Below are 20183 nucleotides of genomic sequence, written 5' to 3'. Positions count from 1 at the left end.
CCTGACATGCGAAAAGCCGTTATCATAAGCGCCTCTTTGCCTGCCTTGCCATGGACACCATGACCGAGAACGACTATCTGATCGCCTGGGGCTTTTACGCCTTCGCCGCTTTAGGCTGCCTATTGGTGTGGGTGCGCATGACCCGCTGGATGTGGCGCTGGCTGCGCGAGCCATTGCGTTTACTGATGGCGGTGCTGCTGCTCAGTCCGACCATTATCGACCCAGTAAAGGAAAAATTCGCCCCGGCCGTGGCCATTACCGCACTGGACCTTGCGTTTAAGGTCGGTAACAACGTCTGGCGTGCGGTCTCTGACTTGTTCATGTACAGCATGATCGCCTTCGGCATTTACCTGGTTTTCGTGTTGATCCGCTGGCCGATCGAGCGCGCCTCCAAGGCTCGCAAGGAACAGGCCGCTGCCGCGAAAGCAGCGGCGTCAGCGCAGGACCCCGAGGATGATCAACCTTTCGGTGGTGCCGGCGGTGATGATCGCTATGGCCGTCCACCCGTTCCGAGCAACCCCCAGCGTTTGCGAGTTGAACCGCGTTTGTAACCCCGCCCCGGTATTGAAGCGAGAGTCCGAGAATGTGTGAGTTATTGGGCATGAGCGCCAATGTACCGACCGATATCGTGTTCAGTTTTACCGGGCTGATGCAGCGCGGTGGCCGTACCGGTCCGCACCGCGACGGTTGGGGTATTGCGTTCTACGAAGGCCGAGGCTTGCGGTTGTTTCAGGATCCTGCGGCGAGTTGCGATTCGGAAGTGGCGCAGCTGGTGCAACGTTATCCGATCAAAAGCGAAGTCGTGATTGGCCATATCCGTCAGGCCAATGTCGGCAAGGTGTGCTTGTCCAATACCCATCCGTTTGTTCGCGAGTTGTGGGGCCGAAACTGGTGTTTCGCCCATAACGGCCAATTGGCCGACTTCCAGCCTGTCGCCAGTTTCTATCGGCCGATCGGCGATACCGACAGCGAAGCGGCGTTTTGCGATTTACTCAACCGGGTCCGCCAAGCCTTCCCTGAACCAGTGGACGTCGAGCAATTGCTGCCGGACCTGGTGGCCGCCTGCGCCGAATACCGCAGCAAAGGCGTGTTCAATTGCCTGCTCAGCGATGGCGACTGGTTGTTTTGCTATTGCTCGACCAAGCTTGCGCAGATCACTCGCCGCGCGCCATTCGGCCCGGCCCGCTTGAAGGATGTCGATGTGATCGTCGACTTCCAGGCAGAAACCACGCCCAACGACGTGGTGACCGTGATTGCCACCGAGCCCTTGACCGAAAACGAGACCTGGACCCGCTACAACCCGGGCCAATGGAGCCTGTGGCGACGCGGTGAATGCATCAGCCAGGGTCAGACCGAATAAGGACGTCCACTATGCTGCTCAGTTATTTGCGTCTGGTGTTGTTTGCGGCGGGCCTGTTGGTCGGCGTGCAAGTGCCGGGGTTTATCAGCGACTACGCCAAGCGCGTCGAAGCCCACTTGATCGAGGCGCAGACCGGTCTTCAGGGCTTTCAGGGCACGGCCCAACAGTTCTTCAAGGGCGACTTGCAGGCGTTGGTCGCCCATTACCGCGCCAGCGAGGACCCGGTATTTCGCAGCGATGCCGACAGTCTGAGTACCTTACTCACTCGCCAACTGGCACTCGATAAGCAATTCCAGGCCATGCAAGGCCCGTGGTACATCCGCGCGTTGCAAGTGGCGTTGGCCGCCGACCCGGATATTCGCAAGGAAACCTGGAACGGCTACAGCTACCAGATCCTGCTGACACCCGAAGCCATGGGCTGGGGCATGGGCGGCGCGCTGCTGCTGTCGTTCGGTCTGGAATGCCTGTTTCGCCTGATCGACTGGGTGGTGCTCGGCGGCAAACGCCTGCGCCAGAGCCGGCCGATTGAAGAACGGGATTTGAAGGGTTTGTAAAATGATCGTTCCCACACGCGTGGGAACGATCGACTAACTCGCTAACACGATATATCCCTCACCCACCTTCTGTGCATAGCTGCGCAAGACCTTCTGACACAACACCACAATCTCTTCGACCAACTCCACCCCGACCCGCCACGACACCACCACTTGCAGATTCGGCGGGCGTTGTTCGATCGCCAGCAAGGTCAGTTCACCTCGCGCCAACTCCTCAGCGACCAGCACCGGTGGCAACGCGCCAATCCCGAACCCGTCGCGCAGCAAACGGGTGATCGCCGACACCGAATTCACGCAGTTAAGTCGCGGCGCGATCACGCCGTTGGCTTGCATCAGGCTGAGCACGTCCTGATGGGGATGAGAGTTTTTCGAGTAGGTGATGATCCGCTCGCGGGCAAGGTCGGTGACGCCTGAGTATTCGCGGTTGTAGATCGAATTAGTGGCGGCGATCCAGCCGATGGGGTGACTCGCCAGCTCCAGGCTGCGGATGGTTTCCTGGCGCAGCAGATCGGTTTGCAGCACCATATCGAGGAAGCCTTTTTGCAGCTGATCGCAGAGGTTGAGTGAGGTATCGGCGACCAGTTCGATTTCTACCAAGGGGTAGGCGTCCGTCATTTCCGCCACCAGCGGACTCAGCCAGGTATGGATCACGGTGTCCATCACACCGATACGAATCCGCCCGACCTTGCTTGAACTGGTCTCGATCGAGTGCTTGAGCGCCTGCATGGTGTCCATCATCTGCTCGGCGTAGTCGAGCACCTTCAAGCCTTCCGGCGTCAGACTCACACCCCGCGAATCACGCAGAAACAGCTTCACCCCCAGCTCGCCTTCGAGCACGGCAATACGGCTGGATATCGATGCCTGGGTAGTGAAGAGTTTTTCCGCGGTCAGGCGAAAGCTCTTGAGCCGGGCCACCCAGACGAAGGTTTCGAGAAACTTGAGATTCATGGGATCAACTTTTTCTTATGTCTTGGGGTGGTTTTTATTAGTTGGACGGGCAGGGCGCCTGCGCCGAAGAATGCGCCTAACCCACGATAAGCGTCGTCGGGACTCAGAACAATACCAATAAAATTAGCGTGGAGATTTTTGCCATGAGTGCGCCCGACACCCTCGATGTCGCCAAGTCCGAAGGCCGCCCCGGTCCCTTCGACTGGTACCGTAATATCAATAAGCAAGAACGCCGGACGTTCTGGAGCTGCAAGATTGGCTATGGCCTGGACGGCATGGACACGCAGATGCTCAGCTTCGTCGTGCCAACGCTGATTGCCATGTGGGGTATCACCACCGGTCAGGCCGGGTTGATGCACACCAGCACCCTGATCGCTTCGGCTATCGGCGGCTGGATCGCCGGGATTCTCTCAGATCGCATTGGCCGGGTGCGTACGCTGCAACTGACGGTTCTGTGGTTCGCCTTTTTCACCTTCCTCTGTGGCTTCGCCCAAAGCTATGAGCAACTGCTGATTTCGCGCACGTTGATGGGCTTCGGCTTTGGCGGTGAATGGACCGCCGGCGCGGTGCTGATGGGTGAAGTGATTCGGGCCAAGGATCGCGGCAAGGCGGTTGGCATGGTGCAATCCGGTTGGGCGCTCGGTTGGGGGCTGACGGCGATTTTGTACGCGTTGCTGTTCTCGTGGCTGCCGCCAGAAGATGCCTGGCGTGCGTTGTTCCTGCTGGGCATCGTGCCGGCGATCTTCGTAATTTTCGTCCGTCGACTGGTCAAGGACCCGGAAATCTACCGTGAGGCCAAGGCCCGGCAGGAACCGAGCAACCCGGCAAAGTTCTACGAGATCTTCGCTCCGGGCATCCTCAGCACCACGTTGCGCGCTTCGTTGCTGACCACTGGTGCGCTGGGCGGTTACTACGCAATCACCTCGTGGCTGCCGACCTTCCTCAAGAACGAGCGCGGTCTGAGTGTGCTGGGCACCGGCGGTTATCTGGCGATGGTGATTGTTGGCTCCTACGTGGGCTATGTGATCAGCGCTTATCTGACCGACATTCTCGGTCGCAAAAAGAATTTTATTTTGTTCGCGGTCGGCTCCTTCACCATCGTCCTGCTCTACACCCAACTGAAGGTCAGTAATGACGTGATGCTCTGGCTGGGCTTCCCGCTGGGGTTCTTCGCCTCGGGGATTTTCAGCGGCATGGGCGCGTTCCTGACCGAGCTGTTCCCGACGCGGATTCGTGGCTCGGGCCAAGGCTTCTGCTACAACATCGGTCGGGCATTGGCGGCATTCTTTCCGCTGCTGATTGGCCTGCTCAGCCAGAAAGTACCGTTGAGCATGGGGATTGGGGCGTTTGCGGCAGTCTCTTATGGCGTGGTGATCCTGGCGGCCCTGAGTCTGCCGGAAACCCGCGGCAAGCAACTCGAAGCGCAGTAACTGATAACCTCGGCGGGATGCTGACGAAAGGTCCCGCACAAGAATATTCAAAAGCCTACAGGAGTGTTCACCGTGAACCGCCTGCTATTGAACTGCGACATCGGCGAAAGCTTTGGCAACTGGACCATGGGTCTGGACGCCGAGGTCATGCCGTTCATTGATTGCGCCAACATCGCCTGCGGTTTCCATGCCGGTGACCCGAGCATCATGCGCAAGACGGTCAGTCTTGCGCTGGACAACGGCGTACAGATTGGCGCCCACCCGGCCTACCCGGATCTGGTGGGTTTCGGTCGCCGCTCCATGGCCTGCACCCCGCAGGAAATTCAGGACCTGCTGCACTATCAGATCGGCGCCCTCGATGGCATTTGCCGGGCCCAGGGCAGCCGCGTGAGTTACGTCAAACCCCACGGCGCGATGTACAACGACATGATGGCCAACCCTGAGCAGCTACGTGCGGTGATCCAGGCCGTGGCCGCTTATGACCGACAACTGCCATTGATGCTGATGGCGACTCGCGACAACAGTGCAGCTCAAGCCTTGGGCGATGAGTACGGTGTGTCGTTGTGGTTCGAGGCCTTCGCTGATCGCGCTTATGACAGTGCCGGGCGATTGGTATCGCGGCAGTTGCCGGGGGCGGTGCATCACGATCCCGAGAAGATCATCGAACAGGCGCTGATCATCGCCCGTGGTGACCACCTGATCGCCAGCGATGGCAGCGCCTTACATCTGCAGGCCAACACCCTGTGTGTACATGGCGACAACGCCAGTTCGGTCGCTGCGGTACGGCGTATCCGCGAGGCCTTGAAACAGCAGACTCAACCATGAAGCCACGGGTTGAAGTGGTTGCAATCGACTGTCTGATGGTGCGGCTGTTCGACGTTATTGCCGAGGACAACATGCCTTGGATGCTCGCCGCCAGCGAACGGTTGCGCAGCGGGTTCGCCGAGCAACTGATCGATCTGGTGCCGTCCTACACGACCTTGATGGTGCATTACGATCTGACTGCGCTGACGCCGGCCCAGGCCCGCGAACTGATTGCCGAGGCCTTGACCGACCTGGCGCCGAATCCACAGGCAGGAGGCCGGTGTCATGTGCTGCCGGTCTGGTATGACCTGAGTGTCGGGCCGGAGTTGAATCTGTTGTCCCGGCGCAGCGGTTTGGCGGTTGACGAGGTCATTCGTCGCCACAGCGAGCGTGAGTATCAGGTGTTCGCCTTGGGCTTTGCGCCGGGTTTTGCCTTTATGGGCCTGGTGGAAGAGGCGCTGGCCGCACCGCGTTTGAGTACGCCGCGCAAGCGCGTGGCGGCCGGCAGTGTGGGAATCGCCGAGCGCCAGACCGCGGCCTATCCGGTGGTATCGCCGGGCGGCTGGAACTTGATCGGGCGGACACCGAGCAGGCTCTTCGACCGAGAGCGCGACGGCTATAGCCTGATGCAACCGGGCGACACGGTGCGTTTCGAGGCCGTCAGCCATGCCGAATTCATCAACCTGGGCGGTGATGACACGCCGATGGAGAACGTGGCATGAGCCGTCTATTAATTGAAGCCAGCACCCCGCTGTGCCTGCTGCAGGACGCCGGGCGGTTCGGCGTGCGACATCTGGGCGTGACTCAGGGCGGCGCGCTGGACTGGGTGTCGATGTCCTGGGCCAATTGGCTGCTGGGCAATTCGCTGGATGCGGCGGTGATCGAAGTGACCCTCGGCGGCTTCACGCTGGTGGCGCAGGACGATTGCTGCCTGGCGCTGGCGGGGGCGGATCTTGGCGCACAACTCGACGGTCAGCCTCTCGCTCCGTGGCGCAGTTTCAGTCTGAAGAAGGGCCAACGCCTGCAGTTCACTCAGCCGCTGCTGGGGGCTCGAGGCTATCTCGCCGCACCCGGTGGTTTCGCTGCGTCAATGGTGTTGGGCAGTTGTGCCACGGTGGTGCGTGAAGAACTTGGCGGCCTTGATGGTTTTGGGCGGGCGTTGGCCAAAGGCGATGAGCTGAGTTACCTGCGGCCAGCGGTTAATGTGCGCGAACTGCCTCGCGAACTGATTCCGGACTTCAAGCAGCGCTCGCCACTGGACGTGGTGCTCGGTGCGCAGATCGGTGAGTTCAGTGGGCAAAGTCTGTTCGATGCGTTCAATAACGCCTGGACTGTCGACAGTCGGGCTGATCGCATGGGTATTCGTCTGCTGGGGCCGGTGTTGGAGTATCAGGGTAAACCGATGATTTCCGAAGGCATCCCGCTGGGCGCCATTCAGGTGCCGCCGGATGGGCAGCCGATCGTGTTGCTCAATGACCGGCAGACCATTGGCGGTTATCCACGGTTGGGAGCGTTGACACCCTTGGCGCTGGCGCGGCTGGCGCAATGTTTGCCAGGGGCGCAGGTACGCTTGGCGCCGGTGGTGCAGGAGACGGCGCATCAGCAGCAGGTTGGGTATTTGCGCAGGTTTAGGTAGGCAACTGATCGTTCCCACGCTCCCGCGTGGGAATGCATCCTATGACGCTCTGCGTCACTGGGACGCGGAGCGTCCCGGGCGGCATTCTCACGCAGAGCATGGGAGCGATCATTTCGAGAGGAACCGCATCCCTTCTTCCAGCCCACGCAACGTCAACGGAAACATCTGATCTTCAACCAGGTCACGCACGATGTTGGTCGAAGCGGTGTAGCCCCAGGTGTCTTTCGGGTACGGGTTGATCCAGATGAGCTTCTTGTACTTCTCCTTGAAACGCTGCATCCACACATAACCGGCTTCTTCGTTCCAGTGCTCGACGCTGCCACCGGCCTGGGTGATTTCGTAGGGCGCCATGGCGGCGTCGCCGATGAAGATCACTTTATAGTCAGCGCCGTACTTGTGCAGCAAATCCTGGGTCGACGTCTGTTCGGAGCCGCGACGCATATTGTTCTTCCACACCGATTCATAAATGAAGTTGTGGAAATAGAAATACTCCAGATGCTTGAACTCGGTTTTGCAGGCCGAAAACAGCTCCTCGCAAATCTTCACATGGGCGTCCATCGAGCCGCCGATGTCGAACAGCAGCAACAGCTTGATGGTGTTTCGACGCTCTGGACGCATCTGAATGTTCAGCAACCCCGCATCGCGAGCGGTGTGGTCGATGGTGCCGTCGATATCCAGTTCTTCCGCTGCGCCCTGGCGAGCGAATTTGCGCAGACGACGCAGGGCGATCTTGATGTTGCGCGTACCGAGTTCGACCGAATCGTCGAGGTTCTTGTACTCGCGCTGATCCCAGACCTTGACAGCTTTGCCCTGACGTTTGCCAGCATCGCCAACCCGAATGCCTTCCGGGTTGAAACCGCCGGAGCCGAACGGACTGGTGCCGCCGGTGCCGATCCATTTGTTGCCACCGGCGTGACGTTCCTTTTGCTCTTCGAGGCGCTTCTTGAACTCTTCAATCAGCTTGTCCAGGCCACCCAGGGACTGGATCTGTGCACGCTCTTCGTCGCTCAGGGAACGCTCGAATTCCTTGCGCAGCCAGTCTTCGGGGATCAACGCCTGAAGATGATCGTCGAGCTTTTCCAGGCCATTGAAGTAGGCGCCGAACGCCCGGTCGAACTTGTCGAAATGCCGTTCGTCCTTCACCAGAATCGCCCGGGCGAGGTAATAGAACTCGTCCATGTCGGCGAAGATCACCCGCTGTTTCAGCGCGTTGATCAGGTCGAGCAGTTCGCGTACCGAAACCGGCACCTTGGCCGCGCGCATTTCATTGAACAGGTTGAGCAGCATGGCTGTCGCCCTTGAGATCGTAAAAAAGAAGTATCAGCGAGTGCCGCGGCGGCTCATGAACGCCAGACGCTCAAGCAATTGCACGTCCTGCTCGTTCTTCACCAAGGCGCCTGCCAGTGGCGGGATCGCCTTGGTTGGATCGCGCTCACGCAGCACCGCTTCGCCAATGTTGTCGGCCATCAGCAGTTTCAGCCAGTCCACCAGTTCGGAGGTTGACGGCTTCTTCTTCAGACCCGGCACCTTGCGCACGTCGAAGAACACGTCCAGCGCTTCGCTGACCAGATCTTTCTTGATGTCCGGGTAGTGCACGTCGACGATTTTTTGCAGGGTGACGCGGTCAGGGAAAGCGATGTAGTGGAAGAAGCAGCGGCGCAGGAAGGCGTCCGGCAGCTCTTTCTCGTTGTTGGAGGTAATGATGATGATCGGGCGTTTTTTGGCTTTGATTGTTTCGTCGATCTCGTAAACGTAGAACTCCATCTTGTCGAGTTCTTGCAGCAGGTCGTTAGGGAATTCGATGTCGGCCTTGTCGATCTCGTCGATCAGCAGAACCACCCGCTCCTCGGACTCGAAGGCTTCCCAGAGCTTGCCCTTTTTCAGGTAGTTACGAACGTCATGGACCTTGTCCACGCCCAGCTGCGAGTCACGCAGACGGCTGACCGCGTCGTACTCGTAGAGGCCTTGGTGAGCCTTGGTGGTGGACTTGATGTGCCAGGTGATCAACCGCGCGCCGAAGGACTCGGCCATTTGCTCGGCGAGCATGGTTTTGCCGGTGCCGGGCTCGCCTTTGACCAGCAAAGGCCGCTCCAGCGTGATGGCGGCGTTGACCGCCAGCTTCAGGTCATCGGTGGCGACGTATGCGCGGGTGCCTTCGAACTTCATCTGCAATTCCTCGAACGGTAACGCCAACCTGAGCAAAGCAGGGCGGGCGAAATAAAAAACATGTCCGACTATAACGCGGCGCCCGGTCGACTGTGAACGCAGACGCCCCATTCAGTCTCTGAATGGAGCGTCACATGTTGACTCAGTCAGGGCGGGCCGAAAAAACCGGCCGTTATCAAGTGACCCTCAAAGATTAGCCAGGCGACGGTTTGGGTTGCTCATAATTGGCGTTGAACGCCTGGATGAAGCCGTTACGCAAGATCTGCAAAAACGCCTGGAACGCGCTGGTATCTCGCTGGTGAACGCTGCCGCTGAGCTCGACGCGGGTGGCGAACTGGTTTTTTCTTTGGTTCTTGAGCACCGTTTCACTGGTGCCGACCAAGGCTTCCCACACGGAACGGAAGATGCTTTTGTTCTTGTTTTCGACGTCCTGCTGCCAATTGAACACCTCGACGTTCCTTAACAGCGGTTTGATATAGCCCGTGAGTTGGCCTTTTTTGGCTTGGGCCTCTATCACCACGTCACCGGAGCCTGCATTGAAATCGAACTTGCCGTAGGCCGAGGCGAAGTCGTTCATGCGTCTGAGTTCAATATCCTTGGCACGCAGGCGGAATTCGAAGTCTTCGAAGTTGCTCAGCGGGTCGAAGGTGGCCGTGGTTTCCAGCGGTGCATGCCCAAGCAGCAGAGCTTTACCTTCGAAGCGGGCGTCACGTTTACCTTTGACGTCGACCACATTGGTCAGGTTGTACACGCTGGCGTTGACTTGAGTGGCATCCATGTTGACCGGCGGTTTCGAGTTGAAATTGTGGAAAGCAATTCGCCCGTTATTGATGCGTACTTCGTTCAGCGTGATGGGCACCAGCTTGCTCAATTGTGCCCGCCAGTTGGTACCTTGGCCGGTTTGCGAGGCCTGCTTGTTGGCACCGCCGTCGACGAAGTTCAGCTCCGGTTTAACGAACAGGACTTTGGCCACCACCGCGTGGTTGTACCAGAGCGAATGCCAACTGACTGAAAGGTCGATCAACGGCGCATTGACGAAGGGCACCGGCACCTTGCCGTCGACCTTGACGATCTTCAGCCCGTTAATCCGGTAGGCACCGCGCCACAGCGCCACGTCGACGTCGGTGACCTGGCCGCGGTAGTCGCCCATATCCGCCAGCTTGTCGTTCAAGTAGTCGCGAACCAGGTAGGGCAGAGCGATGTCCAGCGCGACCAGCAGCACGACGATGCCGGCCAGAGTCCACAGGGGCCAACTGTATCGACGCTTCATGGTATTCAATCTCCGGCCATATAAAGCCATTGACTGCTCTGCATGACAGTCGTTCGACCGACTGGACGCTCATGAGCACGAGGCTTACCCTTGAAGGCTTATTCAATGCTGTACAAGGACCCAGCCATGAGCCGCATTTTTGTTGACAACGCCCATTCCATAGGCAATACGCCGTTGATACAGATCAACCGCATTGCCCCTCGTGGCGTTACGATTCTGGCCAAGACCGAAGGGCGTAACCCTGGGTATTCGGTCAAGTGCCGGATTGGCGCGAGCATGATCTGGGACGCCGAAAGCACCGGCAAGCTCAAGCCTGGCATGACCATCATCGAGCCGACCTCGGGTAATACCGGCATTGGCCTGGCGTTCGTCGCGGCTGCCCGAGGGTACAAGTTGGTACTGACCATGCCGGCATCCATGAGCATCGAACGGCGCAAAGTCCTCAAGGCACTGGGTGCCGAATTGGTGCTGACTGAACCCGCCAAAGGCATGAAAGGTGCGATCGAGAAAGCTGAGGAAATCGCCGCCAGCAATCCGGCCCAGTACTTCATGCCGCAGCAGTTCGATAACCCGGCCAACCCGGCTATCCATGAAAAAACCACCGGCCCGGAAATCTGGAATGACACCGACGGTGCGGTGGACGTGCTAGTGGCGGGTGTGGGCACGGGTGGGACCATTACTGGTGTGTCGCGCTACATCAAAAACACCAAGGGCAAGCCGATTCTGTCGGTTGCGGTGGAGCCGATCGTCTCGCCGGTGATCACCCAGGCGCTGGCCGGGGAAGAGATCAAGCCGAGCCCGCACAAGATTCAGGGCATTGGCGCCGGGTTTGTGCCGAAAAACCTCGATCTGTCGATGGTCGACCGGGTTGAATTGGTCAGCGATGAAGAATCCAAGGCGATGGCCCTGCGGCTAATGCAGGAAGAGGGGATTCTGAGCGGTATTTCCGGTGGCGCAGCCATGGCCGTCGCCGTGCGTCTGGCCGAAACTCCGGAAATGCAGGGCAAGACTATTGTGGTGATTCTGCCGGACTCGGGTGAGCGTTACCTGTCGAGCATGTTGTTCAGCGATTTGTTTACTGAGCAGGAGAATCAGCAGTAAGGCGTCAGATCGATAGATGATCGTTCCCACGCTCTGCGTGGGAATGCCTCACTGGACGCTCTGCGTCCGCTTTGACGCGGAGCGTCACGGGCTGCATCCCCACGCAGGAGCGTGGGAACGATCTGCGGACTGTTGTGCTGATCCACATCAGCCCCTGTTCAGCCGCCTTATGTTAATAAGTGCTTTATTGCGTATCCCTTAATACTGAATGTTGAGTCAGGCGGGTTTTTCCCGAGGCCGGTAGTGTTTATCATGGCCGGCTGCCATGTGGGGTAAATGACATCGCGCAGAGTTGCCTATTATCAAGGAGTTGTTGCATGACCTTTTCCTTTGCCGCCAAGGCGTCGATATTGCTGCTGTTCCTGGGCAGCACGCTCTATGTGCATTTGCGCGGCAAGGCGCGTCTGCCGGTATTGCGTCAGTTCGTCAACCATTCCGCACTGTTCGCTCCCTACAACGCCTTGATGTACCTGTTCTCCGGCGTGCCGTCCAAACCCTACCTGGATCGCAGCAAGTTCCCTGAACTGGATGTGCTCAAAGACAACTGGGAAGTCATCCGCGACGAAGCCATGCACTTGTTCGACGAGGGCTACATCCGCGCCGCCGAGAAGAACAACGATGCCGGTTTTGGCTCGTTCTTCAAAAAGGGCTGGAAGCGTTTTTACCTCAAGTGGTACGACAAGCCATTGCCGTCGGCCGAGGTGCTCTGCCCGAAAACCGTGGCGCTGGTCAGCAGTATTCCCAATGTAAAAGGCGCGATGTTCGCCTTGCTGCCGGGCGGCAGCCACCTCAACCCGCACCGCGATCCGTTCGCCGGTTCCCTGCGTTATCATCTGGGGCTGTCGACACCGAACTCTGACGATTGCCGTATTTTTGTCGACGGTCAGGTCTACGCCTGGCGCGATGGCGAAGACGTGATGTTCGACGAGACCTATGTGCACTGGGTCAAAAACGAAACCGAAAAGACCCGCGTGATCCTGTTCTGTGACATCGAGCGCCCGCTGAGCAACCGCCTCATGACCCGTATCAACCGTTGGGTCAGTGGTTTGCTGGGCCGCGCCACTGCACCACAGAACCTCGACGACGAACGCGTCGGCGGCATCAACCAGGCCTATGCCTGGAGCAAGAATTCCAGTGACCGCTTCAGTGGTGTGGTCAAACAGTGGAAACGCCGTAATCCGAAGCTCTATCGCATCCTGCGGCCAGTGTTGGCGGTTGTCGTACTGACATTACTGGGTTACTGGTTGTTTGGCTAAGTCGTTGCAAGTCGTTGCAATAGGTATCGGGCGCTGGTTATAGTCGGCGCTCGGTGCGTTATACAACCCACCTGATGTCTCTCCTCAAAAAAGATCAGCCCATGCCAGCTTCCCTCATCAACACGGTAGTCGATTCAGCGGTCAACGCTGGCGTCGTGCCGTGCGGGGATCAGCAGCCTGCGCAGATCAGTCATTACCCCCCACCTGTCAGTAGCACGCCGGTGTGCGCAGTCGTATCACCGCCAGGCGTTGGCATTCAGGGCTGACCAGCTTCGTTTGCTGTTCCCTGTGCCCGCCTGAAAAAAACTACTGAACTTCAGCCTTTGCTGAGTTGGCTTTTTTGCCTGATTACAGGTGGTATCCATGTTTGTCCTTTCGAAAAAGTCCGCGCTTGCGGCAGCCTCGACGAGCCTGTTCGTCCTGCTCTGGAGTAGCGGGGCGATCTTCTCTAAATGGGGGCTGGCTCACGCCTCACCCTTTGCCTTCCTGCTGATCCGCTTCGCCATTGCGCTGTTCGGGCTGGTGTTGTTGATGCCGTTGCTCAAGCTGAAACTGCCCCGTGGCGGCAAACCGATGCTCTATGCGGCAGCCACCGGTGTGGTGTTGCTGGGGGCGTATCAGATTTTCTATCTACTGGCCCTCGATTTGAAGGTCACCCCCGGGGTGATGGCCACCATCATGGGCGTACAACCGATCCTCACCGTGGTGCTGATGGAGCGTCAGCGTTCCTGGAGCCGGATCTTCGGTCTGGCGCTTGGGTTAGCGGGTCTGGTCATGGTGGTTTACCAAGGCATTGGTTTGGCGGGAATGTCCCTGGCCGGGATGCTTTTCGGTTTGCTGGCGCTGGCGAGCATGACGTTTGGCGCGATCATGCAGAAACGCATCACCGATAACCCGTTGGGCACGCTGCCGGTGCAATACCTGGCCGGACTGCTGCTGTGTGGGGTGTTTGTGCCGTTCCAGCCGTTCCACTTTGAACACGACACGGGTTTTATCGTGCCGGTGTTATGGATGGGGCTGGTGGTTTCGGTGCTGGCGACCCTGTTGCTCTATCGCTTGATCGCCCGGGGCAATCTGGTGAATGTCACCAGTCTGTTCTATCTGGTGCCAGCGGTGACGGCGGTGATGGACTATCTGTTTTTCGGCAACACACTGGCGACGTTGAGCATGCTCGGCATGCTGTTGATCATCGTCGGGTTGGTGTTTGTGTTCCGTAAAACGCGCTGATTCGAGGCGGGTTGTCGGAGCCTTCGGCGTTGTCGAAGGCTCCTGCCGATCAGTTGTTGATAGCGTCGACAACAATGCTTGAGCAATCCCGTAAGAGTTTTCTCCAATTGTTGAGGGCTACGTCCCTATTCCTCTGCGCCCCAGAACAAACCGATTCGACGTTGCTATAACAGTGAGCTCATTTAAAAGTCGCCGTTGCTCCGCGCTTTAAATGTTCATCACCCATGGCAACGGAGAAGCCAAATGCCAACACCCGCCTACATGACCATCGAAGGCGCCCATCAGGGCCTTATCACCGCCGGAGCGTTCACCAAGGAATCGGTCGGCAACAGCTATCAAGAAGGTCATGAAGATCAGATATTGGTTCAGGCCTTCAAGCATGTCGTGTTTGTCCCACCAGGTGCCCAGTCCGGCCGCAGGCAACACGGGCCGTTGATGGTCACCAAGGTGATCGACAAATCATCACCACTGATCAATATCGCGCTGTTCAACGGTGAGCCCTTGACCTGCTGTCGCGTGGAGTTTTATCGCACGTCAGCCCAGGGAGGGCAGGAGCACTACTACACGATGACACTGGATGAAGCGGTCATCACTCATGCAGAAATCGTCATGCCCCATTGTCAGGACCCCGACAAGGCGGAATACACCCTCATGGAAACAGTGCACTTCGCCTATCGCCGAATTACCTGGACTCACGAAGTCTGCGGGACCACCGGCATAGATCAATGGCGCGACTGAACCATAGTGAGGCCTGCCCAAAATGAAACTGATTCATCGCAATGACCTTCCTCAATACCGCCCTTTTTCCTATAGCGCCCGCGAAGCGCTGCCATGGGTAGAACAGGCACTCGAAGGCCTGCAAGACATCGAAGGCCTCCAGGGACTTCGTGACACCTTGCTGCTCAACTTTGACGGCGAAGTGCTCGATGCAGTCAAAAGCGGCGAATGGCTGCTGCTCAAGCCACAAGCCCATGCCTTCGACTGGGCGCCTTTTGAAAAAGCCGCAGCCGAAGCCCGGGCTCGGCAGGCCTTCATGAAATCCATCGAACCGGTGAAGGTTCGCTAGGAAGGTGCTCCGTCGGGCTTTCATATCGTGCAACGGCCGATGAGCCGGAACGAACTGCAAGCCAGCTTTTTCAATGACCCGTTCTCGGTCAGGGCCAAACAGTTCCTCAGCTTCAACTCACACTTGGGGCCACAACTCAAACCCGGCCAAATGGTCATCCTGGCCGACCCCGACTATCGCCTCTGCTACCCCGAAGTCGCACACCTCAAACAGGCAGCCGCCGCTGTCGATGCCGCGCTGCAAGACCTCACCGATGAAGAAGCCGCCTTCATGGTGCAACAACATGGTGTGATCGAGTCCTTCGTGACCCACGGCTCAACCGCTGTTGGTATTGGCGAAACCATGTTTGCCCGGCACCTCGTCACCATGCAAGACACCCTTGTTAACCTGGAAAGCCTGCATCAACGCACCTATCAACAACACGGCCATCTGCAAACAGCGGAATTTTTCGCCGAACGCAAACGCCTACTCTCACAACTGGATAACAGCCTCGGTCCACTGGTACGCAAAAGCATCGGCCTACCCGACCACCCCAAACTGAAAACCGCCCTTGGTATCTCCAGTCGTAGCCTGATTCATCATTGGGACAAGGCCGGAGCACCGGGGCAGATACCGGGGTATGCGACTCATATTGATGGGGTAAGTAGAGCCGCCAAGTACATCAAGGCAGGTGGGGTGGTCGGCATAGGTCTTGGCGCCACAGCCTCGGTGATGAACGTGCAGGAAACCTGCCGTGTGGGGCGAGAAGAGGAATGCCAAGAAGTGAAGTTCACGGAAGGAGGGAAGTTTACTGGAGCTCTTGCGGGTGGGTGGGCCGGAGGAGCGGCGGGTATTAAAGCTGCAGCTGTTATATGCCCAGCTTTCACTGCTGCAGGTGGTGTGGGCGGCCTTGTCTGTGGATTGGTTATCGTAGGTGTGGGATCTGCTACAGGAGGAAAAGCAGTAGAAACACTTGGCGAGATTGTTGGCGAATTGGTTTACAAGGAGACAAGATAAACAGACCACCCTAAACTTTTTACCACCTCAACATTACGCAATCTATTAATTAGACTACTGAGTCTCCATCATGGGAAATTGGGTTTTTATTGTTTTTTGTCTTTCGGCACTTGCCCTAGTACTCTTGGGGTTAGGCGTTTCGCTATACATGGTTTTTTTTAAAATGGAGAAAATCCTCAAGTGTCTTGACCGTTGCCAAGGCATAAATGTGCTCAAATCAATGATGAGGAACACACCTCAAGGTCGCTTCTACATACTGAACACTGTCAGTTCCATTCTGAGCAATCCAAGCATTTATCTCCAAGACGGTAGGGCTGACCCGGAAGACATAGAAAATTTCCCTGAAAACTTACGCCGCTGGATAAAAATAGCCGATCAATTGACGTTTATTGGTGGGGTGGGATTTTTTGCCCTTTTTTTTATAATGGTTCTATTCGGCTGGAAACCGTCAAGTACCACTCAAGCTGAATGGATGTTAATAAAGGGAATGGCTTTGTGCTTAGGGCTGATGGTTTTGTGCGCTTGCGTCTATATGTATGTCGCTTTTTTTAAAATCGACGAAATAGAAAAGAATCTTAGCCGCTGCTTGTTTATCTCTCGACACCAGCAATTCACAGGCAATGGTTTACGAGGACGTGTCAATCGACTGACCACTATAAGTGGCGCATTACATTCGCCCAAGAATGTTAGAGTGGGCGATGTGAATCAAGATGATATCGATAACTTTCCTCCTCACCTTCGACGCTGGATAAGACTGCCACTAATAACTTTCATGGCGTTAGGCTTGGTGCTTCTGGTTCTCGCAATTGCACATAAAAGCCTGGATTAATCGTACAGCGCCCTCCATTCACGCGGCGAAAGCGCTACATGCACCGTTCCAGCTCCCGGAGTTCGAAAGGCTAACCCTGTACTTCTTGCCACCGCACTCCCTCGGAGCTGAGCCGGATCGAATTCCTCTGGCACAAGCTCAAACACGAGTGTCCGCCTTTTCATAAACGTTGAGCACTTAACGGTGCGTAGCAATCCAGATCAACAACCCGGCCTGGAACACCGAGAACGCTACCAGGCAGGTGATGGTGAAGCGTAATCCGATGTCTTCGCGCTTGAACTTGGTGACCTTTTCTTCCTGTTGGCGCAGTTTGACTTCCTGTTCCGCCAGGTTTTGCTCGGCTTGCTGGAGCATCTGTGCGGCTTCGAGGATTTCCACGAACTGCAGCTTTTCAGTGTTCCAGCCAGCCCGCAACTCACCCACTTGCAGGTCTTTCACGCTGCCCTTCAAGTGTTGGGCATCGGCGTAAACCACATTCAGACCATGGGAGCGCAGAACGTGATCGCGGCGCAGGCGTGTGTCTTCGTTGAGGGCGTCCTTGTTCGCCAGATCGAAGCCGTCGACGCGGTAGTGCGACCACTTTTTCTGTGCCCAGGTGATCCCCTGCGCCAACAGAAAACGGCCAATTCCACGGTTCAATGGCTCGATTTGCAAGCCGCTTTCAGGGCCGAAATGCACCCGATGAGTGGCGTGATCGACCCATACGTCCAGGTGGTTCTGCTCTTTGCGTACCCGCTGGTTCGGCAGCTGGATACTCATGCGCAGCAGGCTGCGATCCTTGTTGTTGCGCTCGGCATAACCGAACTCGACAAAGCGCAAGGGTCGCCCGCCCGTGGCACGATCGGTTTGCAGCTGCGCCAGACGGAGCATCTTGTGGTGCTCGGCATGGACGTCCGCCCACGGCAGCTCGACCACGTCGGGGGCGGTTTCGTCGGCTGCGGTTTCGGGTGAATTCTGGGTATCAGTCATAACGGCGAGATCCTGTCCAAGCGCTGCTTGCCGACAGCAAGTGAACTGTTGGCAAAGGCTTATCGGCCGTTTTTTTCAGGACTGGAGGGTAAAAGCCGCTTAACTGGCACGAAGTCCTTCAATAAAACTCAAGATGTGCGCGCCCAGCTCGGCGGCCAGTGGCAGTTGCGGGTCTTTGTAGGACGCCAGTTGGCGCTTGATGTCGTTGGGTACGATGCGCATGACGTGGTTCATGCCTTCGATCAGCGCCAGTTCGGCATCCGGTTTGGCCGCCTTGAGCATTTTTGCGTCGCCGACGCCGACCTGAATGTCGTTGCCGCCCTGAATGATCAAGGCTGGCATTTTCAGTTTGCCGAAGGCTGCTGCCGGGTCCTGGCGAAACAGTGTGATCAGATACGGTTGCACGCTGGGGCGGAAAATCACTTGCAGCTGCGGCGGCACATCCTCGTCAACATGGCCGGCCTTGAGGCTGTCGAGCAGTTGATTACTGCGCAGCACCAACGGTGGTGGCAGGCGATAGCTCAGCTGCTGACGCAACACCTCGTCGATTGGGCGGGCGCTGCCGGAGACGGAGATCACTGCGCCAGCCTCCACTGTCGGAGCTGCAAGACTGGCGATCAGTGCGCCTTCGCTGTGTCCGAGAAGGATCAAGGGGCCGAAGCGTGGATCGGCCTTGAGCTTCTGGCCCCAGGCCACGGCGTCGGCCACGTAGGCATCCAGCGTCAGATTGCGTTCGTCTGGGGTGGCCGCGAGGCTGGCGGCCACACCGCGTTTGTCATAGCGCACGCTGGCGATGTTGTGTTTGGCCAGCACCCAGGCCAGGCGCTTGAGGCTGTCATTGCGTCCGCCTTCGGGGTTGTTGCCGTCGCGATCAGTGGGGCCGGAGCCGGAGACGATCAATACCACCGGCACCGGTGTGTCGGATTTGGGCAGCAACAACGAGCCGTACAACTCGCCGCTGCCGGTGTCCAGGCTGATCGGGCGTTGCAAGACGGAGGCCTGGACGAAGCCGGTAAACAGGGTAAGGCTCAAGGCAAGAACTCGCAGCATCATCACGCCATTATGAACAAGGTGCAGGTTTGACTCACGGGCACCGATAAGGTTCAAGGATGAACTACTTTGGCAGCGTGCGTATACTGACGCGCTTAGTTATTCAGGCTAGGGTCTGTTGACGTTTGGTGACGACCGCGACGGCGGCCCACTTGGCGCAGGGCAAGGCGCGAGGAACGTGGTTTGGTTGTTCCAAATAAGTTCCGAGCAACGCAGCCCTGCGCCAAGTGGGCCCCGTCCCTTCGGGTTGCGCGCCAACTTGCGCGAGGCTGCGTTGCGGGATTTGCCAAGGGAACAACCATTGGCGGCATCCCGCGCCTTGCCTCGCACACGTTGGCACAGCAACGCGGTTCGTCACCAAACGTCAACAGACCCTACGTTTTTTAAGCTGATTTCGCGGAGCGCCCTGCATGTCCGGCAATACCTACGGCAAGCTGTTCACTGTCACCACCGCTGGCGAAAGCCATGGTCCGGCGTTGGTCGCCATTGTCGACGGCTGCCCGCCGGGCCTTGAGCTGTCGCTGGACGACCTGCAGCGCGATCTGGACCGGCGCAAGCCCGGCACCAGCCGCCACACCACCCAGCGCCAGGAAGCCGACGAAGTCGAAATCCTCTCCGGGGTTTTCGAAGGCCGCACGACCGGTTGCCCGATCGGTCTGCTGATTCGCAACACCGACCAGAAGTCCAAGGACTACTCGGCGATCAAGGATCTGTTCCGTCCGGCCCACGCCGACTACACCTACCACCACAAATACGGCGAACGCGATTATCGCGGCGGTGGTCGCAGCTCGGCGCGGGAAACCGCCATGCGCGTGGCAGCCGGCGCGATTGCGAAGAAGTTCCTGGCGAGCCAGGGCATCGTTATCCGCGGCTACATGAGCCAGTTGGGCCCGATCGAAATCCCGTTCAAGACCTGGGACTCGGTGGAAGAGAACGCCTTCTTCAGCCCCGATCCGGACAAAGTGCCGGAGCTGGAAGCCTACATGGACCAACTGCGCCGTGATCAGGACTCGGTCGGCGCGAAGATCACCGTGGTTGCCGAAGGTGTGATGCCGGGTCTGGGCGAGCCGATTTTCGATCGCCTCGATGCCGAACTGGCCCATGCGCTGATGAGCATCAATGCGGTCAAGGGTGTGGAAATCGGCGCCGGTTTCGCCAGCGTTGCCCAGCGTGGCACGGAGCACCGTGACGAGATGACACCGGAAGGATTCCTCAGCAACAACGCTGGCGGCATTCTTGGTGGCATCTCGTCGGGTCAGCCGATCGTGGCGCACCTGGCTCTCAAACCGACCTCGAGCATCACCACGCCGGGCCGCTCCATTGATGTACACGGCAACCCGGTGGACGTCATCACCAAAGGCCGCCACGACCCGTGCGTCGGCATCCGCGCCACACCCATCGCCGAAGCGATGATGGCCATCGTGCTGATGGACCACCTGCTGCGCAATCGCGGGCAGAACGCGGACGTGCGCGTGAGCACACCGGTGCTGGGCCAGCTGTAATGGCACGGGGCGCCCAGCC

At 58.0% G+C, this 20183-nt stretch carries 22 protein-coding genes; 16 read left to right on the top strand and 6 right to left on the bottom strand.

What is annotated here, in order from left to right; translation table 11 throughout:
- The first annotated feature begins 50 nt into the window (after positions 1 to 50).
- From ACN1C3_RS06755 to ACN1C3_RS06745, 3 genes are read left to right on the top strand one after another with little or no spacing between them, the layout of a single operon-like run.
- A complete protein-coding gene (locus tag ACN1C3_RS06755; RefSeq protein WP_419115033.1) occupies positions 51 to 551 on the top strand; it encodes an MFS transporter in 501 nt (166 codons plus the stop codon).
- A gap of 32 nt (positions 552 to 583) precedes the next feature.
- Complete coding sequence (locus ACN1C3_RS06750; RefSeq protein WP_419115032.1) at positions 584 to 1360, top strand: class II glutamine amidotransferase; 777 nt, start codon at positions 584 to 586, stop codon at positions 1358 to 1360.
- Positions 1361 to 1371: 11 nt separating this feature from the next.
- Positions 1372 to 1914, top strand: a complete 543-nt coding sequence (locus ACN1C3_RS06745) for a DUF2937 family protein (protein ID WP_419115031.1) — start codon at positions 1372 to 1374, stop codon at positions 1912 to 1914.
- Positions 1915 to 1947: 33 nt separating this feature from the next.
- Here ACN1C3_RS06745 and ACN1C3_RS06740 read toward each other — a convergent pair whose 3' ends face one another.
- A complete protein-coding gene (locus ACN1C3_RS06740) occupies positions 1948 to 2862 on the bottom strand; it encodes a LysR family transcriptional regulator (RefSeq protein ID WP_419115030.1) in 915 nt (304 codons plus the stop codon).
- 143 nt (positions 2863 to 3005) lie between these two features.
- Between ACN1C3_RS06740 and ACN1C3_RS06735 the strand changes: the two genes are divergently transcribed.
- From ACN1C3_RS06735 to ACN1C3_RS06720, 4 genes are all read left to right on the top strand, one after another.
- Entirely contained in the window at positions 3006 to 4292 is a 1287-nt protein-coding gene (locus ACN1C3_RS06735; protein WP_419115029.1) for an MFS transporter, read from the top strand.
- Positions 4293 to 4364: 72 nt separating this feature from the next.
- Positions 4365 to 5117, top strand: a complete 753-nt coding sequence (locus ACN1C3_RS06730; RefSeq protein ID WP_419115028.1) for a 5-oxoprolinase subunit PxpA — start codon at positions 4365 to 4367, stop codon at positions 5115 to 5117.
- Positions 5114 to 5818, top strand: coding sequence for a 5-oxoprolinase subunit PxpB (pxpB, locus tag ACN1C3_RS06725; protein ID WP_419115027.1), 705 nt, complete (start codon positions 5114 to 5116; stop codon positions 5816 to 5818). Before ACN1C3_RS06730 ends, pxpB begins: the two co-directional genes overlap by 4 nt.
- The gene (locus tag ACN1C3_RS06720; protein WP_419115026.1) at positions 5815 to 6732 is read left to right on the top strand and encodes a biotin-dependent carboxyltransferase family protein; all 918 of its coding nucleotides are present in this window, start codon (positions 5815 to 5817) and stop codon (positions 6730 to 6732) included. The genes pxpB and ACN1C3_RS06720 overlap by 4 nt, the downstream gene beginning before the upstream one ends.
- Positions 6733 to 6840: 108 nt before the next feature.
- On the opposite strand, the gene ACN1C3_RS06715 is transcribed toward ACN1C3_RS06720, so the two are convergent.
- The 3 genes from ACN1C3_RS06715 to ACN1C3_RS06705 all read right to left on the bottom strand — a co-directional run bounded on the left by ACN1C3_RS06715 (position 6841) and on the right by ACN1C3_RS06705 (position 10168).
- Positions 6841 to 8019, bottom strand: a complete 1179-nt coding sequence (locus ACN1C3_RS06715) for a vWA domain-containing protein (RefSeq protein ID WP_419115025.1) — start codon at positions 8017 to 8019, stop codon at positions 6841 to 6843.
- A 33-nt stretch (positions 8020 to 8052) separates the two neighbouring features.
- The gene (locus tag ACN1C3_RS06710; protein ID WP_419115024.1) at positions 8053 to 8898 is read right to left on the bottom strand and encodes an AAA family ATPase; all 846 of its coding nucleotides are present in this window, start codon (positions 8896 to 8898) and stop codon (positions 8053 to 8055) included.
- A 193-nt stretch (positions 8899 to 9091) separates the two neighbouring features.
- A complete protein-coding gene (locus ACN1C3_RS06705) occupies positions 9092 to 10168 on the bottom strand; it encodes a DUF748 domain-containing protein (protein ID WP_419115023.1) in 1077 nt (358 codons plus the stop codon).
- A gap of 126 nt (positions 10169 to 10294) precedes the next feature.
- On the opposite strand from ACN1C3_RS06705, the gene cysK reads away from it, so the two are divergent.
- From cysK to ACN1C3_RS06665, 8 genes are all read left to right on the top strand, one after another.
- Complete coding sequence (gene cysK, locus ACN1C3_RS06700; protein WP_419115022.1) at positions 10295 to 11269, top strand: cysteine synthase A; 975 nt, start codon at positions 10295 to 10297, stop codon at positions 11267 to 11269.
- Between the two features lie 317 nt (positions 11270 to 11586).
- Positions 11587 to 12525 carry an aspartyl/asparaginyl beta-hydroxylase domain-containing protein gene (locus ACN1C3_RS06695; protein WP_419115021.1) on the top strand — a complete coding sequence of 313 codons (939 nt, stop codon included), beginning with the start codon at positions 11587 to 11589 and terminating at the stop codon, positions 12523 to 12525.
- A gap of 101 nt (positions 12526 to 12626) precedes the next feature.
- On the top strand, positions 12627 to 12791 hold the full coding sequence (locus ACN1C3_RS06690) for a hypothetical protein (RefSeq protein WP_419115020.1): 165 nt from the start codon (positions 12627 to 12629) through the stop codon (positions 12789 to 12791).
- A gap of 97 nt (positions 12792 to 12888) precedes the next feature.
- Positions 12889 to 13752: a DMT family transporter gene (locus ACN1C3_RS06685; RefSeq protein ID WP_419115019.1), complete on the top strand. Its 864-nt coding sequence runs from the start codon at positions 12889 to 12891 to the stop codon at positions 13750 to 13752.
- Between the two features lie 243 nt (positions 13753 to 13995).
- Positions 13996 to 14490, top strand: coding sequence for an Hcp family type VI secretion system effector (locus tag ACN1C3_RS06680; RefSeq protein ID WP_419115018.1), 495 nt, complete (start codon positions 13996 to 13998; stop codon positions 14488 to 14490).
- Positions 14491 to 14512: 22 nt separating this feature from the next.
- Positions 14513 to 14818: a hypothetical protein gene (locus ACN1C3_RS06675; protein WP_419115017.1), complete on the top strand. Its 306-nt coding sequence runs from the start codon at positions 14513 to 14515 to the stop codon at positions 14816 to 14818.
- A gap of 39 nt (positions 14819 to 14857) precedes the next feature.
- Complete coding sequence (locus ACN1C3_RS06670; RefSeq protein ID WP_419115016.1) at positions 14858 to 15814, top strand: hypothetical protein; 957 nt, start codon at positions 14858 to 14860, stop codon at positions 15812 to 15814.
- Between the two features lie 70 nt (positions 15815 to 15884).
- Entirely contained in the window at positions 15885 to 16643 is a 759-nt protein-coding gene (locus tag ACN1C3_RS06665; protein WP_419115015.1) for a hypothetical protein, read from the top strand.
- Between the two features lie 177 nt (positions 16644 to 16820).
- Here the strand turns inward: ACN1C3_RS06665 and ACN1C3_RS06660 are convergent, their stop codons facing one another.
- On the bottom strand, positions 16821 to 17612 hold the full coding sequence (locus ACN1C3_RS06660) for a hypothetical protein (RefSeq protein WP_419115014.1): 792 nt from the start codon (positions 17610 to 17612) through the stop codon (positions 16821 to 16823).
- A gap of 99 nt (positions 17613 to 17711) precedes the next feature.
- Positions 17712 to 18710 carry an alpha/beta hydrolase gene (locus ACN1C3_RS06655; RefSeq protein WP_419115260.1) on the bottom strand — a complete coding sequence of 333 codons (999 nt, stop codon included), beginning with the start codon at positions 18708 to 18710 and terminating at the stop codon, positions 17712 to 17714.
- Positions 18711 to 19072: 362 nt separating this feature from the next.
- Here ACN1C3_RS06655 and aroC point away from each other — a divergent pair, with 362 nt between their 5' ends.
- Positions 19073 to 20164 carry a chorismate synthase gene (aroC, locus tag ACN1C3_RS06650; protein WP_419115013.1) on the top strand — a complete coding sequence of 364 codons (1092 nt, stop codon included), beginning with the start codon at positions 19073 to 19075 and terminating at the stop codon, positions 20162 to 20164.
- Positions 20165 to 20183 lie beyond the last annotated feature (19 nt).

The sequence above is a fragment of the Pseudomonas sp. H11T01 genome, from assembly GCF_048515765.1.
In the GTDB taxonomy this organism is placed as follows: domain Bacteria; phylum Pseudomonadota; class Gammaproteobacteria; order Pseudomonadales; family Pseudomonadaceae; genus Aquipseudomonas.
This window is presented reverse-complemented; position numbering and strand designations above follow the sequence as displayed.

What these genes read in the sequence shown, in the direction of transcription:
- ACN1C3_RS06755 (WP_419115033.1), top strand. Translation starts at nt 51, where the DNA reads ATGGACACCATGACCGAGAACGACTATCTGATCGCCTGGGGCTTTTAC.
- ACN1C3_RS06750 (WP_419115032.1), top strand. Translation starts at nt 584, where the DNA reads ATGTGTGAGTTATTGGGCATGAGCGCCAATGTACCGACCGATATCGTG.
- ACN1C3_RS06745 (WP_419115031.1), top strand. Translation starts at nt 1,372, where the DNA reads ATGCTGCTCAGTTATTTGCGTCTGGTGTTGTTTGCGGCGGGCCTGTTG.
- ACN1C3_RS06740 (WP_419115030.1), bottom strand. Translation starts at nt 2,862, where the DNA reads ATGAATCTCAAGTTTCTCGAAACCTTCGTCTGGGTGGCCCGGCTCAAG.
- ACN1C3_RS06735 (WP_419115029.1), top strand. Translation starts at nt 3,006, where the DNA reads ATGAGTGCGCCCGACACCCTCGATGTCGCCAAGTCCGAAGGCCGCCCC.
- pxpB (WP_419115027.1), top strand. Translation starts at nt 5,114, where the DNA reads ATGAAGCCACGGGTTGAAGTGGTTGCAATCGACTGTCTGATGGTGCGG.
- ACN1C3_RS06720 (WP_419115026.1), top strand. Translation starts at nt 5,815, where the DNA reads ATGAGCCGTCTATTAATTGAAGCCAGCACCCCGCTGTGCCTGCTGCAG.
- ACN1C3_RS06715 (WP_419115025.1), bottom strand. Translation starts at nt 8,019, where the DNA reads ATGCTGCTCAACCTGTTCAATGAAATGCGCGCGGCCAAGGTGCCGGTT.
- ACN1C3_RS06710 (WP_419115024.1), bottom strand. Translation starts at nt 8,898, where the DNA reads ATGAAGTTCGAAGGCACCCGCGCATACGTCGCCACCGATGACCTGAAG.
- ACN1C3_RS06705 (WP_419115023.1), bottom strand. Translation starts at nt 10,168, where the DNA reads ATGAAGCGTCGATACAGTTGGCCCCTGTGGACTCTGGCCGGCATCGTC.
- cysK (WP_419115022.1), top strand. Translation starts at nt 10,295, where the DNA reads ATGAGCCGCATTTTTGTTGACAACGCCCATTCCATAGGCAATACGCCG.
- ACN1C3_RS06695 (WP_419115021.1), top strand. Translation starts at nt 11,587, where the DNA reads ATGACCTTTTCCTTTGCCGCCAAGGCGTCGATATTGCTGCTGTTCCTG.
- ACN1C3_RS06690 (WP_419115020.1), top strand. Translation starts at nt 12,627, where the DNA reads ATGCCAGCTTCCCTCATCAACACGGTAGTCGATTCAGCGGTCAACGCT.
- ACN1C3_RS06685 (WP_419115019.1), top strand. Translation starts at nt 12,889, where the DNA reads ATGTTTGTCCTTTCGAAAAAGTCCGCGCTTGCGGCAGCCTCGACGAGC.
- ACN1C3_RS06680 (WP_419115018.1), top strand. Translation starts at nt 13,996, where the DNA reads ATGCCAACACCCGCCTACATGACCATCGAAGGCGCCCATCAGGGCCTT.
- ACN1C3_RS06675 (WP_419115017.1), top strand. Translation starts at nt 14,513, where the DNA reads ATGAAACTGATTCATCGCAATGACCTTCCTCAATACCGCCCTTTTTCC.
- ACN1C3_RS06670 (WP_419115016.1), top strand. Translation starts at nt 14,858, where the DNA reads ATGAGCCGGAACGAACTGCAAGCCAGCTTTTTCAATGACCCGTTCTCG.
- ACN1C3_RS06665 (WP_419115015.1), top strand. Translation starts at nt 15,885, where the DNA reads ATGGGAAATTGGGTTTTTATTGTTTTTTGTCTTTCGGCACTTGCCCTA.
- ACN1C3_RS06660 (WP_419115014.1), bottom strand. Translation starts at nt 17,612, where the DNA reads ATGACTGATACCCAGAATTCACCCGAAACCGCAGCCGACGAAACCGCC.
- aroC (WP_419115013.1), top strand. Translation starts at nt 19,073, where the DNA reads ATGTCCGGCAATACCTACGGCAAGCTGTTCACTGTCACCACCGCTGGC.